The sequence below is a fragment of the Clostridium sp. YIM B02551 genome (assembly GCF_022324735.1).
GTDB lineage: Bacteria > Bacillota > Clostridia > Clostridiales > Clostridiaceae > Clostridium_T > Clostridium_T paridis.
Genome location: NZ_JAKGTF010000014.1, coordinates 122,623 through 137,401, shown reverse-complemented (window position 1 = coordinate 137,401; position 14,779 = coordinate 122,623). Strand labels below are relative to the sequence as shown.

Annotated in this window: 14 protein-coding genes and 1 riboswitch; of the genes, 12 read left to right on the top strand and 2 right to left on the bottom strand. The window is 28.7% G+C overall.

What is annotated here, in order from left to right; genetic code table 11:
* Positions 1-116 precede the first annotated feature (116 nt).
* Positions 117-1,796, bottom strand: coding sequence for an FAD-dependent oxidoreductase (locus L1S47_RS16835; protein WP_238885051.1), 1,680 nt, complete (start codon positions 1,794-1,796; stop codon positions 117-119).
* Positions 1,797-1,945: 149 nt separating this feature from the next.
* A riboswitch (TPP riboswitch) is annotated at positions 1,946-2,045 on the top strand.
* A gap of 90 nt (positions 2,046-2,135) precedes the next feature.
* Between L1S47_RS16835 and tenA the strand changes: the two genes are divergently transcribed.
* From tenA to L1S47_RS16815, 4 genes are read left to right on the top strand one after another with little or no spacing between them, the layout of a single operon-like run.
* A complete protein-coding gene (tenA, locus tag L1S47_RS16830; protein ID WP_238885049.1) occupies positions 2,136-2,804 on the top strand; it encodes a thiaminase II in 669 nt (222 codons plus the stop codon).
* Positions 2,805-3,566, top strand: coding sequence for an ABC transporter ATP-binding protein (locus L1S47_RS16825; protein WP_238885047.1), 762 nt, complete (start codon positions 2,805-2,807; stop codon positions 3,564-3,566). It begins immediately after the preceding gene.
* On the top strand, positions 3,567-4,349 hold the full coding sequence (locus L1S47_RS16820; protein ID WP_238885041.1) for an ABC transporter permease: 783 nt from the start codon (positions 3,567-3,569) through the stop codon (positions 4,347-4,349). It begins immediately after the preceding gene.
* A complete protein-coding gene (locus L1S47_RS16815; RefSeq protein ID WP_238885039.1) occupies positions 4,330-5,334 on the top strand; it encodes an ABC transporter substrate-binding protein in 1,005 nt (334 codons plus the stop codon). The genes L1S47_RS16820 and L1S47_RS16815 overlap by 20 nt, the downstream gene beginning before the upstream one ends.
* Before the next feature lie 44 nt (positions 5,335-5,378).
* Here L1S47_RS16815 and L1S47_RS16810 read toward each other — a convergent pair whose 3' ends face one another.
* Positions 5,379-6,005 carry a nitroreductase family protein gene (locus L1S47_RS16810; protein WP_238885037.1) on the bottom strand — a complete coding sequence of 209 codons (627 nt, stop codon included), beginning with the start codon at positions 6,003-6,005 and terminating at the stop codon, positions 5,379-5,381.
* Positions 6,006-6,244: 239 nt separating this feature from the next.
* Here L1S47_RS16810 and L1S47_RS16805 point away from each other — a divergent pair, with 239 nt between their 5' ends.
* The 8 genes from L1S47_RS16805 (at position 6,245) to nfsA (ending at position 14,771) form a co-directional block, all read left to right on the top strand.
* On the top strand, positions 6,245-6,844 hold the full coding sequence (locus L1S47_RS16805; RefSeq protein WP_238885035.1) for a nitroreductase family protein: 600 nt from the start codon (positions 6,245-6,247) through the stop codon (positions 6,842-6,844).
* A 107-nt stretch (positions 6,845-6,951) separates the two neighbouring features.
* Entirely contained in the window at positions 6,952-7,422 is a 471-nt protein-coding gene (locus tag L1S47_RS16800; protein WP_238885033.1) for a hypothetical protein, read from the top strand.
* A gap of 325 nt (positions 7,423-7,747) precedes the next feature.
* Positions 7,748-7,903 carry an aspartyl-phosphate phosphatase Spo0E family protein gene (locus L1S47_RS16795; RefSeq protein WP_238885031.1) on the top strand — a complete coding sequence of 52 codons (156 nt, stop codon included), beginning with the start codon at positions 7,748-7,750 and terminating at the stop codon, positions 7,901-7,903.
* Between the two features lie 327 nt (positions 7,904-8,230).
* Positions 8,231-8,629: an HsmA family protein gene (locus tag L1S47_RS16790; RefSeq protein WP_238885029.1), complete on the top strand. Its 399-nt coding sequence runs from the start codon at positions 8,231-8,233 to the stop codon at positions 8,627-8,629.
* A 282-nt stretch (positions 8,630-8,911) separates the two neighbouring features.
* Complete coding sequence (locus L1S47_RS16785; RefSeq protein WP_238885027.1) at positions 8,912-10,915, top strand: acyltransferase family protein; 2,004 nt, start codon at positions 8,912-8,914, stop codon at positions 10,913-10,915.
* Positions 10,916-11,182: 267 nt separating this feature from the next.
* On the top strand, positions 11,183-13,186 hold the full coding sequence (locus L1S47_RS16780) for an acyltransferase family protein (RefSeq protein ID WP_238885025.1): 2,004 nt from the start codon (positions 11,183-11,185) through the stop codon (positions 13,184-13,186).
* Between the two features lie 130 nt (positions 13,187-13,316).
* Positions 13,317-13,763, top strand: a complete 447-nt coding sequence (locus L1S47_RS16775) for a hypothetical protein (RefSeq protein ID WP_238885018.1) — start codon at positions 13,317-13,319, stop codon at positions 13,761-13,763.
* Positions 13,764-14,033: 270 nt separating this feature from the next.
* Complete coding sequence (gene nfsA / locus L1S47_RS16770) at positions 14,034-14,771, top strand: oxygen-insensitive NADPH nitroreductase (RefSeq protein ID WP_238885016.1); 738 nt, start codon at positions 14,034-14,036, stop codon at positions 14,769-14,771.
* Positions 14,772-14,779 lie beyond the last annotated feature (8 nt).

Sequence of the window (14,779 nt, the reverse complement as noted above, 5' to 3'; positions counted from 1 at the left end):
TACAGAAATCATCTTCTTAAGTCTGCTATATAGTCTTTTTTTAAACTGTCCTTTACAACGGGTACATTTTAATTTTTATTATAGAGGGCTTTAATTATTAAAATAAAAAATACTCATTAAATAGAGTGCTTTTCAGCATTTGCATAATATGCTAATTGATTTGCTGCTTGCATTCCAGTATATAAGGAGCCTTGCATCCATCCGTGAGAGACGGAAGCATGTTCACCTGCAAAGAATATCCTGTTATTATATTCAGGCCTTGAAATATCATATGAAAAAACTCTTTTTTGTCCGGGATTCATATGACAAACCGCACCCCTAGACCATTCTTCCTTGCCCCATGAAATATACATTGATTTTTCTACAGTAGAATTTAATAATCCCTTGGGTAACCCATGAAGTTTTTCAAGTTCAGTTGAGACTATGTCATTATGAATAGGTTCACTTATATTTGCAATACTTGTAGCATCCATATGTAAGTTATATGAAGCTACTAATACCCCAGGCTCATCAGGATTTGGATTATTAATATGATCTGAAGGATATAGGGTTGTGGTTAATGGACCATCGGAATAGGAAATACCTCCATTAATTCTTCCATAATCCGCATCTTCTTCCCAAAAACGCTTTTTACATAAATATATAGTTCTATGACCATTTACATATGCAATTTCTCTTATTGCTTCCATTTTTCTATTTGAGAATACTGGGTCAGTATCAACAGTTTTTAGTGTACTAAATGGAATAGCGCATACAACATAATCAAAGGATTCATTTAAAGTCTCAGTAACTTCCTTATTTTTATAAGTAATTATAACTTTATCACCAGCCTCGTTTTTATGAATTCCTGATACCCAGTATCCCCCAATCCAATTTACAGTTCCTAAAGCCTCATTAGGTATATTGTCATATTCTTTAGGCTTTTGAGACAATAGGGAATAGTAGAATGCTAAAGGTAGATTTACATTGCCGCCATCAATTCTATATAAGTGCTGAAAGAAAATTGGATAATTTTCTTGTAATATTTCATTATAAGCCTCGTCAATTAAAGAACCAGAGAATGCATCAACGCTTGTTAATAGTTGTATAGCCTCATTACTAAGTCCTAAAAGTTCAAGATTTTGACGTACACTAATATTTAATAAAGGAATATACTTAGGATTATAAACTGGAAGAATCTTTAATAATTCAGCTCTAATATTAGGTGGTAAAGTTTTTATAGGAGAATTAAATGCATAATTATAAAGCTCAGGCCAAGGAGTATTTCGTTCTTTAGGAGTTAAGTTAAATTTAGGATAAAGAACATTCTGTATTTCCTCAGGTTTATTTCTAAGCCTAGTATTAAGAATATATAAAAATGCATTAGGATTATATTGAATAAAAGGATAGGTATGGAGTCTAAAAAGATTAATATAGTGCCAGGTAGTTTCATGAGTCACAGGAATTCTAATGGCTCCTAATTCTCCATAAATCTTCTTTTCATCATCGAAATAATGAGTAAAAACTCTACCACCAATTCTATTTCTAGCTTCAAATATGGTGATATCACATCCTAATTTTCTAAGTTCAAAAGCAGAAGACATTCCTGCAAGTCCTCCGCCAATTATGCCCACATTCTTTCCTTTAAGGGAACCAGGAGAAGCATAGTTTAAGATATTAGGAGGGGGACCTAATAAACTAATAATGTTATTAAAATCTTCCTCACGTCCAACTTTAGCGAGATCACTTCTTATTAGTGAATATCTTTGTTCATTTGTTGGATTTGAAGGTTGCCCAGGCAAATCTAATATATTCATAAATTTAAATATCTCCAAAATAATTAATTTATACAATTATATTAGAATAAATGAGTAAATAGACGTAATTATTAGCGCTTATAATTATAAAAAGTAAAATTAAAAGAATTATGAATATTGACATTATAATCATTAAGAGGTAAAATTTTAGCGTGCACTAGGGGAGCTGTAATGGCTGAGATGAAATTTTTCAGACCCTTTAAACCTGCACTGGGTAATGCCAGCGAAGGGAAGTGAGTAAGTAGTATATGGGAAAAGTCTATTCATATATAGATATTCTATTAGATTATTAACTCTTTTCGATCGGTATACCTAATACTGTTTGAAAGGAGTTTTTTTATGGGCTTTTCTGAAAGATTGTACTTAGAGGGGAAATATATTTGGGATGCATGCTTAGATCATCCATTTCTTAAAGATATGAGTAACGGTACTTTAGACGAGGACAAGTTTTGTTTTTATATTAAACAAGATTATGTTTATTTAATCGATTATATAAAACTTTTTGCACTAGGAATGGTTAAAGCTGATTCCTTAGAAGACATGAAGAACTTTTCTAAATGTGCAAATGATATTGTAAGTATAGAGATGGATGGGCATATAGAATTCGCTAAAAGATTTGGCATAACGAAGGAAGAACTTGAGGATACTAAACCTAATTCTATTAATTTGTCATACACAAAATTTATGCTTCAAGTAGCGACAGAAGGAACATTAGCTGAACTCGTTGCAGCTTTACTACCATGTATGTGGAGTTATAGCTTTATTGGTAAAAGCTTAGCAAAAAAAGATAAGGCTTTAGAGCATGAGCTTTATAAGGAATGGATTTTAACCTATGCTAGTGAAGAGTATAATAATGAAGTTAATTGGTGCATCAATTTAATGGATAAAGTATCAGAAGGTCTTCCAGAAAGACAGCTTAAGAAATTAGAAGAAATCTTCATCCTATCGTCAAAATATGAATATATGTTTTGGGATGCATGTTACAAAAAAGAAGGTTGGGTAATTTAAATGAAGGCATTAGAAATTAATAATTTATCTTTTAAATATAGAGAGGCAGACAAGCTTATATTAGAAGATTTATCTTTTAACATTAATAAAAATGAATTTGTAACTATTATTGCTCCTAGCGGAACCGGCAAAAGTACTTTGTTTAGACTAATACTAGGGTTACTGAAGCCTATTAAGGGAAGTATAGAGTTAGAAAATAATAATAGTAAAAATATTATCGGATATATGCCTCAGAAAGACTGCTTAATGCCTTGGAGAACAATATTAGATAATACTGCAGTAGGTCTAGAACTAAATGGATATTCAAAAAAAGAAGCAAGAAAAAAGGCAGTTACATATTTTGATAGCTTTAATCTAAAAGGAACGGAAAATCTATACCCACATGAATTATCAGGAGGAATGAGACAAAGAGCATCTTTCTTAAGAGCAATTGTAAATAATCCATCATTACTTCTATTAGATGAGCCTTTTTCTTCACTTGATGCGCTAACAAGAAGGAAAATGCAAGCTTGGTTACTAGAATTATGCCAAAAGGAAAAAAATACTGTATTTATGATTACTCATGATATAGAAGAGGCATTGCTTTTGTCAGACAGAATACTAATTTGTACAGAATTACCTTATAAAAACCTTAAATCCATTGAAGTTAATATTAAAAGACCAAGAACTTATGAAACCACATTAACAAATGAATTTATTGAGTTAAAAAGACAAATTTTAAACATCTTAGATAAGCTGGAAGAATCAAAGGAGGGAATGTAAATGAACAGGCTTAGAAATAATATATTCCCATTGATTTTTGCAATTTTAGTTATATTAGCTTGGCAATACTTAGTACCATATTTTAACGTTCCAAAGTTTATTTTGCCTAAGTTTTCGAATGTTATAAAAGCACTATATACCCAAAGAGAGCTTCTATATAGTCATTCATTAGTAACTTTAGGAGAAGCTTTATTGGGGTTAGTAATTTCAGTTGTAATAGGAATACTTTGTGCTTTTTCAATTTATGCGTCAAAAGGGGTTGGAAAGACATTATATCCAATTATAATTTTCTCTCAAACAATTCCTACAATTGCATTATCACCAATTATGGTTATGTGGTTTGGATATACTATATGGTCAAAGGTTGCTGTAGTAATACTATTTTGCTTCTTCCCTATCGTTGTAAGTACATTGGATGGATTAAATAGTGTTGACAAAGATTTAGAAGATGTACTAAAGGCCTTAGGAGGGAGCAAAATTCAAATATTTATGAAACTTCATATGAATTCAGTATTGCCAAATTTTCTAAGTAGTTTCAAAATTGCTGCAACATATAGCATAGCTGGCGCAACTATAGGAGAATGGTTAGGAGCAGAAAAAGGACTAGGAACTTATGTAAAGAGAGTAGCTGGAATGCTACAATCTGATTCAGTTTTTGCAGGAGTGGTTGTTTTATCATTTCTAGGATTACTTCTATTTTCAGTAGGAGTTCTGCTAGAAAGAGTTTTATTAAAATATAGAAAAGGAATAAAGGAGAGTAACTATGAAATTAAGAAGATTTAGTATTATTTTAGCAATTGTTATGCTATTTAGTTTAGCATTAACAGCATGTAGTAAAAAGGAAGAACAAAGTACAAGTAAGGATTTAAAAGAAGTTAATGTTCTTTTAGATTGGTATCCGAATGCTGTTCACGCATTTTTATATGCAGCAGAAGAACAAGGATATTTTAAAGAAGCTGGATTAAAAGTTAACTTGATAACACCAGCTGGAACTGATGACGGAATTAAATTAGTAGCTGCTAATAAAGCTGATTTTGCAATTAGTTATCCTAAACAAATAATATTAGCAAGAGGAGAAAACATTCCAGTAAAGTCAGTAGGAGCTATAGTTAGAAGTTCTTTAAATCAATTGATGGTAAGGAAAGATTCAGGAGTTAAAACTTTAAAAGATTTAGAAGGAAAAAAAGTAGGTTATGCCTCATTTGACATAGATAAAGAAACTGTAAAATCAATGGTACAAAAGGCTGGGGGAGATTCATCTAAAATCGATTTTGTAGATGTAGGTTATGATTTAATGAGTTCTATTCAATCTAAAAGAGTAGATGCAATAATAGGTGGATATATAAATCATGAGAAGATACTACTAGAAAAAGATGGAGTTGAATTAGTTACATTTAATCCATCCGATTATGGTGTTCCAAACAATTATGAATTAACTTTTGTAGCTAATGATGATGCTATAAAGAACGATAATGAAAAAATACAAGCGTTCCTTAATGCTGTTAAGAAAGGATTTGATTATACTAAAAAGAATCCTGATAAAGCATTAGATTTAGTGTTAAAAGCGCAAGATAAGAGTTTCCCTCTTGATTCAGATGTAGAAAAGAAGAGTTTAGATATTCTTTTACCATTGATGGAAGATAAAAGTGGAGATTTTCTAACTCAGGATGAAGCTAATTGGGATGGAAATATAAAATGGTTAAAAGATAAGAATTTACTTAAGACAGATGTAAATAGCAAAGACGTTTTTGAGCAAATAATAAAATAGATGAATTTCATTAAAATAGGGTGCAGAAAGCACCCTATTTCATTTTAAAAGCCATTATAGTTAACAAATTCTCCTACAGGCTTTCTGTAACCTCTTAATCTACGTTTTGATGTATCTTCTTTACCCATTGTAATGAGAAGTGCAATTTCAAGATTGTTTGGAATATTAAATAACTTGCGAACCTCATCTGAATTAAATCCAATCATTGGGCAAGTATCCCAACCCTTATCCTTTGCTATAAGCATGAACATCATTGCAGAAAGAGATGCATTTCTTATGGCTTCATCATACTTAAATGCATCACCTCTGCTTTCATATAGATTATCAATATCTCTAAGCATATTATCATAATCCAATTTACTCATAATACCTAAGTTAAGCATTCCGGAATAAATATTATCAGCCTTTTTGTAAGCCTCTTTATCACCTAGTACCAATATAGCTGCAGAAGCAGTATGAAGTTTATATTGATTAAATGCAGCCTTTCTTAATGCCTCCTTTTTATCAGTATCAGTAATCACCAAATAATGAGCATGCTGAATATTAAAGCAAGAAGGAGCTAGTTTCAATTGCTCAAAAATATCGTTAAAATCACTATCGGGTATTTTAACACCTTCAATAAAATTATTTGCTGAACGTCTATTCTCTATTATTTCTTTTAATTCTGACATTTATGTTCCCCCTATGTATATATAATGTATTAGAAAAATTACCTATAATGCTATAATATAACAAGTAGCTTATAAATGTCAAGTTAATATACAAAAGTAAGTTAATTCACATATTTTTAATATTTTTGAGGAGAATATATCTTGACGAAGAGAGAAAATAGTGTAATAATTTAATTAAAGTAAATATCAAAAAGTAAGTTAATAATTTATATTATAAATGATAAACGGAGGTAATTTAAATGAATAATGATTTTTATAATGCAGTTGAAAAAAGACGTTCATATTATGGAATAACAAAGGAAACTGTTGTAGCTGATGAGAGAATAAAAGAGGTAGTTGAGCACGCAGTAATGCATACACCTTCTGCATTTAACTCTCAAAGCACTAGAATAATAATACTACTTAATAAACAACACGATAGATTGTGGGACATTACAAAGGAGTCACTAAGAAAAATAGTTCCAGAGGATCAATTTAGCTCAACTGAAGAGAAAATAAATTCTTTTAAAAATGGATATGGAACAATTCTTTATTTTGAAGATAATAGCGTAATAGAATCACTACAGAATCAATTCTCTTTGTATAAAGATAATTTTCCTGTATGGGCTCAACAATCAAATGGTATGCATCAATATGTCATTTGGACAGCTTTAGAGATAGAAGGATTTGGAGTTTCATTACAGCACTATAATGAACTAATAGAATCCGATGTAAAGAAAGAGTGGAGTGTACCAGAGAATTGGAAACTTATTGCACAGATGCCATTCGGAAAACCATCTTCAGTACCAGGAGAAAAAAATTATAATCCAATTGAAGAAAGAGTTAAATTATTTAAATAGGATAGAAAGCATATATCGGTTGATATATGCTTTCTATTTTTATAGTAATAAAAATTCACGAGTATTTAAAATATACATATAAATATAGGAGAAAGGAGAGTTGTGAAATGCCAGTTAGTAAAAAAAGAAAAAAAGTTTTTAAAAAGAAACAAGACTATAATAAAAATAAAATAAATAAAGTAATAAAAACATATTCCAAGTTAATAGATAATTATTTGCCATTAATGAAAGAGTCTGAAATTCAAGAAATAAGTACTATTAATACTAACAATGTTATTAAGCTAGGAAATTTATATCTTTCTCCTGTGCATTTTGCAGCAGTAATTAAACCTATAAAAAATAATAAAGAAATAAGCGAAGAGGAACAAAAGAATATAATAAAAGAAAGATTAATACTAATGTTAGCAATCCATATATTACTCGATATATTACCAGAAGAAATAGAAGAAAATAGATTTACTGACAAGTTAAGGTATTATTATGGATTAATATTTATCTATTATGACTTAGAAAATATACCGAAGTTAATGAAAGATGAAGGAATTACATTTAGTATAAAGGAAAAATTTTTACAATGAAACAAGTTATAGGAGTTGTAGCAATACAGCTCTTTTTAAGTTATTTGTATTTAAGGAATAAAATAGTTTGTAATGATATGCTATACTTTTATGTAAATTTATAGTATATTTTTAAGAATGAAAAACGATATATATAATATAGAACTTTGAAGAAAAATTTTTCTCTTTTATAATAGACTTTATAATATATATAATTACTACCTTAATATATACTCTAATTTATATCGAAATATATAAAGCATAATTATTTAGTATAAAGTTATATCGTTCTGAGTGAAATTATAATTTTATAGAGGTTTTAAATAGACACCTGGGAGGTAGCAACATGAAAAAATTAAGTTTGTTAATAGAAAAAAAGCGTGAAGAAGTACATGAAGCTATTGATATGTATGGGATAAACGATTGTAGGACACTAGTAAAGAGCCAAGAGTTAGATAAGTTGATGGCGATGGAGCAAAAAAGAAGATTAATGGAATGTTAGGAACGCATAAAAAACTATATTTAAGGTACATATTTATCATTATAGTGTCACAGAAATGACATATTCAAATTTTATAATAAGTTTGTAATAAGTTTTATTTTTTTTCGTAGATCTCCTTTATATAAGGTATTCATTAGGGTGAATACCTATTTTTTTACACCTTAAAGTAAATATTTACCAGGAAATATTTATAATATTTAGTATGAAAATGATGATTTCAACTAATTTAATTTTCCAACATTTAATTAACTAAAATTATATTGCACATTAATGAATTTGGAGTATACTGGTATAGAACACATATTTTACGCGGGGAGTGATATAGTAATGGATTTTAAATTAATAATTGCAATTATAGCTATAACAGCAGCCCTTATTTTCTATACAACTGGGGTCTTCTGGGAGAGAAAAACAAAAGTATTAAAAAAGAGTCAGGTTATTGTTTTCTGGGTGGGATTATTTTTTGATATAACAGGTACTACCATTATGACTAATATTGCAAATAGTGGACAAGTGCAGATTAAATCTGATTTTGCTCAAAATATACATAGTATAACAGGAATGCTAGCCATAATCCTTATGTTATTACATGCAGGTTGGGCAGCATGGGTAGTTTATAAAGATGATATTAAAAGAAAAAAAGTGTTCCATAAATTTAGTATTTTTGTTTGGTTAGTTTGGTTGATACCATACTTTTTAGGAATGTTTATGGGAATGACGAAGTAGGTATTAGCTATTTTTATACATACAAAAAGCCGATTGGTTAAATATATAATTTTAAAAGCCATAAGTTAAAACTTTTAACTTATGGCTTTTTTAGTTAGGAGTTTGAACATGTAATAAGTATAGTGCACAATAATTTAAAATACTTACAACACTAGTATTACTAGTTTAACTTAGAATATGCATAGGATACTTGTTTATTTAAATATAAAAAATTATTTTCTTAACTTTGACAGAAAAAGGGAAATAGATACGTATATAAAAGGTATAAGGAGGAGAGAGAAAATGGAAAGTACTAAAAAAACTTATGACAGTGTTAATATTATGAGGGTGATATGTGCAATTTTAGTTATTACAATTCACACTTCAGCACTTTATGATTTGGGGAAAATACCAGGAGAGACCTTAAGCTTAGGGATTGCAAGAATTGCAGTACCGTTCTTTTTTATAACTGCAGGATATTTTTTTTATGAAAGATTTAATCAGAAGGGTTATTTATTTAAATACTTAAAAAGGATATTTATTTATTACTTAGGATTTTCATTTGCCTATACAATTTTAGCGTTTAGTTATATTAAACAAAGAAATTATAGCTTAGAGTTAATAATAAAAGACTTTTTGTTTGATGGATTCAGTCCAACTTTATGGTATTTACCAGCATTAATTTTATCAATTGCAGTTGTGGCACTATTCTTAAGAAAAAATTGGGTAAAAGGATTAATGCTACTCAGTGTAATTGTATATGCAATTGGACTATTAGGAGACACTTATTATGGATTAATTGAAGGAACAGTCCTTCAAAATATTGTTAATGGATATAATAGCATATTTGTACACACAAGAAATGGGGTTTGCTTTGGAGTACCATTTTTAACTATAGGTATACTTATTAATAAATATAACTTAAATGATAAGATAAAAAAATCTATATTATTTATAATACTATCTTCAGTTACTTTTGGAGTTGAGGCATATTTACTAATAGTAAATAATATACCAATTGACCATAATATGTATATCTCATTAGCATTAGTTGTACCATTTATATTTATAGGTTTATTAAATTCAAAGATTAGTATAAGTGAAAGACGGTCTAAACTATTTAGAGATATGAGCTTATGGATATATTGTATACATGAATTGGTTATGATAACAATTATGAAGTACGCACCTAAAGTAGCTATGCATTCAGTTGTTTTATTCTTAGTAGTAGCAGGTATTAGTGTCACAATTGCATATATAGCAGTTAGAAAAAAATCTCCAGATTATCAAACATTTAAGAAAAAGGAAGGATTTATAGTAGCAGCAATACTAGCTTGTTCTGTAATTATAATAGCTGCAGGAAATTCAAAACTCCCAAGCACACAAGCAACAGCAAGTGGAGGGGCAACTGCAATTTTTGACAAAATAGATGAGAAAGCTCCAACTTCAAATATAATTGGACCAATGTGGAAGATATCAAAGGATGATGAAAAAATTTATCTTTATGGTACTGTTAATTTTGGAACTAAGGATATGTACCCATTGAGTCCTAAGGTTGAAGATGCAATAAAGCAGTCAGAAGGGTTAGTGGTAGAAGCAAATCCTAATAAAATTGATCCAAGCAAGGTCAATAATATGATTATTTTAAAACAAGGTGATACTTATGAAAAACACGTTTCAAAGGAAGCTATAGATATATATAAAGATAAGATAAAAGAGTTTGAAAAAATATTAAATACAAAAATAGACTATGAAAAATTAAAGCCTATAAAACCTAGCTATTTAGCTATGAATTGTATTGACACATATATTCAGACTTATAAGGATAATGTAAGATATTATCCAAACCTATATATTTTATATAGAGCTAATAAGGATAAATTACCGATAATTGAAATTACAGACCCATATACAAGTATTCAGAATTCTGTTGATGCTCCAGATGAAGTTGCAGATGCATCATTAAAACTTTTAAAATATTATAACGAAAATAATATGTCAAAAAATTTAGATATATTAAATGCATGGAAAACTGGTAATCTAGAAGAAATAAATAATAAGTTAAATGATGTATATATTGTTCCAGATGGAGAAAAGGAAAATTTTGAAAGATTAAATAATTTAATAACCCAGTATGATAATGCTTGTACTTTAAAAATTAAAAAAGAATACACTGAGAAGATAGACGGATATATTAAGGAGAAAAAGAATTATTTTGTAGAAGTTTCAGTTCAATATTTAAGTGGAGAGGATGGAATACTTAAGGAGTTACAAGATAAAGGGTATACAATAGAGCAAGTAAAATAAAAATTTATGGCGTCCAATAGAGAATAGGTAAAAACTATTTTCTATTGGACGCCATAAATTTGTGAAGAAAGAAAATTACATTGTATGTATGGCAGAAGATTGTAAAGTAAGAAAATAAACGAATACAAAAGAAAAGCAAAGCGAAGCGAAGAGAATAAAAGGGTAAGAGGTATAGACAACCTTAATTAGTAGTATTTGGGTGAGCTTCCTAAATTGACAAAATATCAAGACGAGACTAGTATTAATGTATTATGGGGGGTAGATGATATGGAAAACACTAAAAAAACATATGATAGTATAAATATTATGAGGCTTGCTTGTGCAATTTTAGTAATTACAATCCACACTTCAGCACTTTTTTCCTTAGGAGAAGTTCCAGGTGCTACATTGAGCTTTGTAATAGCTAGAATAGCTGTACCATTCTTTTTTATAACAACAGGATATTTCATTTATGAAAAATATAGCAAAGAAGGATATTTAATAAAGTATCTAAAGAGAATACTAATTTATTATTTAGGATTTTCTTTAGCCTATGGTGTGTTACTATTTAATTTTATAAAGCAAAGAAATAGTAGCATAGAATTAATAATTAAGGATATCCTATTTGACGGAATTAGTCCAAGCTTGTGGTATTTGCCAGCATTAATTTTATCTATTGCAGTTGTAGCACTATTCTTAAGAAAAAATTGGGTAAAGAGTTTAATAATATTAAGTGTAATTGTTTATGCAATAGGACTACTTGGAGATACCTATTATGGTTTAATTTTAGGCTCACCATTTGAAAAGATAGTAAGTGCATATAATAGTATTTTTGTACGAACAAGAAATGGTTTATGTTTTGGAGTACCTTTTATAACTTTAGGAGTTATCATTAATAAATACAAATTAAATGAAAAAATTAAGAAAGCAGCAGTATTTATATTGTTGTCTTCAGTTATATTCGGAGTAGAGGCATATTTACTTATAACTAATAATATTCCAAGTGATCATAATATGTATGTTTCATTAATAATACTAGTACCATTTATATTTATTGGATTATTAAATTCAAATATAAGCATAAATGAAAGAAAATCAAAATTATTTAGAGATATGAGCTTGTGGGTATATTGTATTCATGAATTACTTATGGGTATTATAGCGACTATGTTTCCTAAGGTTGCAGGGAATACTATCATATACTTTATTGTTATAGCAGGAATAGCTGTAACAATCTCATATTTTGTAGTAAGAAAGAAATCTCCAGACTATCAAATATATAAGAAAAAAGAAGCATTTGCTATTTTTACTATATTAGCTTGTGTAGTAATATTAATAGCAGCAAATTCAAGTCGTCCAAGTGCTGGCACACAACGGACCCTGACAGGGGGAGAGATGCCAGCATTTAATAAAATTGATGATAAAGCATCAGAAAATATTATTGGCCCAATGTGGAAAATATCAAGTGGAGATGAAGGAATATATCTTTATGGAACTATTGAATATGGAACTAAAGACATGTACCCATTAAATTCAAAAGTTGAAGATGCTATAAAACAATCAGAAGGCATAGTAATAAATGCAGATTTAGACAAAGTAGATTCAACAAAATTAATGAGTATTGTTACCTTAAAATCCGGTGATAATATAGAAAAACATGTTTCAGGTGAGGCAGTGGAAAGTTATAAAGAGATAACTAAACTTTTTGAACAGATAACTAAATCTAATCAACCTTATGATAGATTAAAAACTGAGAAACCCCAAATTCTAGCAGTTAATGCTATTGATTCATTTATAAATCAATATAAAGAAAACCTAAATTATTCACCTAATAGATATATTATTTATAGTGCAAGTCAAAATAAATTACCAATAATAGAACTTACAGATAAATATAAGTTAATTGAAGAGGTTGGAAATGCTCCTGATGAGGTTGCTGATGCATCACTAAGGCTTTTAAAATATTATAGTGATAAGAATACAGATAAAACTTTAAACTTAATAGATGCCTGGAAGAAGGGCGATATTGAAGATATAAATAAAAAGCTAAATGATAAATATATTGTTCCAGCAGGAGAAGAAGAAAATTATAAAAAATTAAATGATATTGTTAGTAATTTTCAGAATTCTATCGATTCAAAATATAAAAAAGAATATTCAGAAAAAATTGATGGCTATTTAAAAGATAAGAAAAATTACTTTGTGGCACTTCCAACTAAGTATTTTAGTGGAGAGGATGGAATACTTAAAGACTTACAATCAAAAGGGTATACTATAGAACAAGTAAAATAAAGAAATATTTGAGCATAAGATTATAATTTTAATAATCTTGTGCTTTTTTATTCCATAAATATAGTTTTATTAAAATATTTATAAGCTTATGTACATATGATTTAAAGAGAAATATTGGAGATGAGGATTGATGAGAACTTATTATTTATTTAGATCAAAACCTACATATATTATTTTAATAGTATTAACTATATTATTTAGTTATCTTTCCTTAAGTGGTATATCGAAACTTCCAAGAACACAAAATATAATTGAATTTATAAGATACTACATCAATTATCCACTATTGTATTTAAAAGACACCATACTTGTTTTAATTGCTTTTGCATCTGCTTGCTTTTTAGGTGTTATGACAATAATTCATGCCCTAGAGATAGAAGAAATACCTTTAGCTTTTAGAATTTTAATTGGTATAGTAGGTTTATCAATAATATGGATCGGGTTTTACTTTTTTAGTTATTTTATTTTTTTAATTATTGCAATTATATTAATAATCGCTTTGATAGCCGCTATTTTGGGAATTATAGCTATGATTCTTATGGGAAGTAGGGGGACTGGTATTTATAGAAGGTATTAAAATAAACTATGGATATTGAAAGAAAGTATCCATAGTTTTTTACTTTTTATATTTTTTTATATTTAGTATCCTCAAGGAAATTATATGGGAGAAAGGTAACTACTGTTAAATTTATATTTAGGGTGGTAAACTTGAAACATAGGGTTTTTTATAGGAAACTTAATTTATTCTTGTTTGAAAATGTCGGTTTCTGGACATTTTCAGGCAAGAATAAGTTATTAGTTGAACTTAAAACCCTATAAATTAAGAAATATGAAGGGATGTTAGTTTATGAATGATATAGTTAATCTATTAAAATCACATAGATCAGTTAGAAAATTTAAAACTATTCCAATAGAAGAAGACAAAATAAAAGAAATAATTGAATGTGCTCAATGTGTGTCAACTTCAAGTTATATTCAAGCTTACACTATTATAAGAATAAATAATATGGATAAAAGGAGGAGTATATCAAATCTTTCAGGTAACCAAAAATATATTGAAGAATGCCCTTTGTTTCTTGTTTTCTGCGCAGATTTAAATCGTCTTAAGACAGCATGTGAAATGAATAATAAGGTTTTTGTGGAAGGGTATGTGGAGACTTTTATATTATCAACAGTAGATGTGACTCTTGCAGCACAAAACGCTTTAATTGCAGCAGAATCCATGGGATTAGGAGGAGTTTATATTGGAGGAATTAGAAATAATCCTGACAAGATAAGTGACTTACTTAAGTTACCAACTAATGTATATCCAGTGTTTGGTATGTGTTTAGGATATCCAGATGAGGATACAGAAAATAAATTAAGATTACCAATGGAAGTTGTATTTAAGACTGATGAATATACTTGTGATGCTGATGTTGAAAAATTAAAGGATTATGATGAGCAAATTAAAAATTACTATATTAAAAGAACAAATGGACAAAGAGAGGATACCTGGACAAATCAAATAGGAAGCTTAATGAGCAATCCTCAAAGACCTCATATGAAGGGATTTTTGAAGAAACAAGGCTTTAAAATGAAATAGTTTATAAA

Coding starts and splice junctions, on each gene's coding strand:
- L1S47_RS16810 (WP_238885037.1), bottom strand. CDS start 6,005: ATGTCAGAATTAAAAGAAATAATAGAGAATAGACGTTCAGCAAATAAT.
- L1S47_RS16815 (WP_238885039.1), top strand. CDS start 4,330: ATGAAATTAAGAAGATTTAGTATTATTTTAGCAATTGTTATGCTATTT.
- L1S47_RS16780 (WP_238885025.1), top strand. CDS start 11,183: ATGGAAAACACTAAAAAAACATATGATAGTATAAATATTATGAGGCTT.
- tenA (WP_238885049.1), top strand. CDS start 2,136: ATGGGCTTTTCTGAAAGATTGTACTTAGAGGGGAAATATATTTGGGAT.
- L1S47_RS16785 (WP_238885027.1), top strand. CDS start 8,912: ATGGAAAGTACTAAAAAAACTTATGACAGTGTTAATATTATGAGGGTG.
- L1S47_RS16800 (WP_238885033.1), top strand. CDS start 6,952: ATGCCAGTTAGTAAAAAAAGAAAAAAAGTTTTTAAAAAGAAACAAGAC.
- L1S47_RS16825 (WP_238885047.1), top strand. CDS start 2,805: ATGAAGGCATTAGAAATTAATAATTTATCTTTTAAATATAGAGAGGCA.
- L1S47_RS16820 (WP_238885041.1), top strand. CDS start 3,567: ATGAACAGGCTTAGAAATAATATATTCCCATTGATTTTTGCAATTTTA.
- L1S47_RS16775 (WP_238885018.1), top strand. CDS start 13,317: ATGAGAACTTATTATTTATTTAGATCAAAACCTACATATATTATTTTA.
- L1S47_RS16805 (WP_238885035.1), top strand. CDS start 6,245: ATGAATAATGATTTTTATAATGCAGTTGAAAAAAGACGTTCATATTAT.
- L1S47_RS16795 (WP_238885031.1), top strand. CDS start 7,748: ATGAAAAAATTAAGTTTGTTAATAGAAAAAAAGCGTGAAGAAGTACAT.
- nfsA (WP_238885016.1), top strand. CDS start 14,034: ATGAATGATATAGTTAATCTATTAAAATCACATAGATCAGTTAGAAAA.
- L1S47_RS16835 (WP_238885051.1), bottom strand. CDS start 1,796: ATGAATATATTAGATTTGCCTGGGCAACCTTCAAATCCAACAAATGAA.
- L1S47_RS16790 (WP_238885029.1), top strand. CDS start 8,231: ATGGATTTTAAATTAATAATTGCAATTATAGCTATAACAGCAGCCCTT.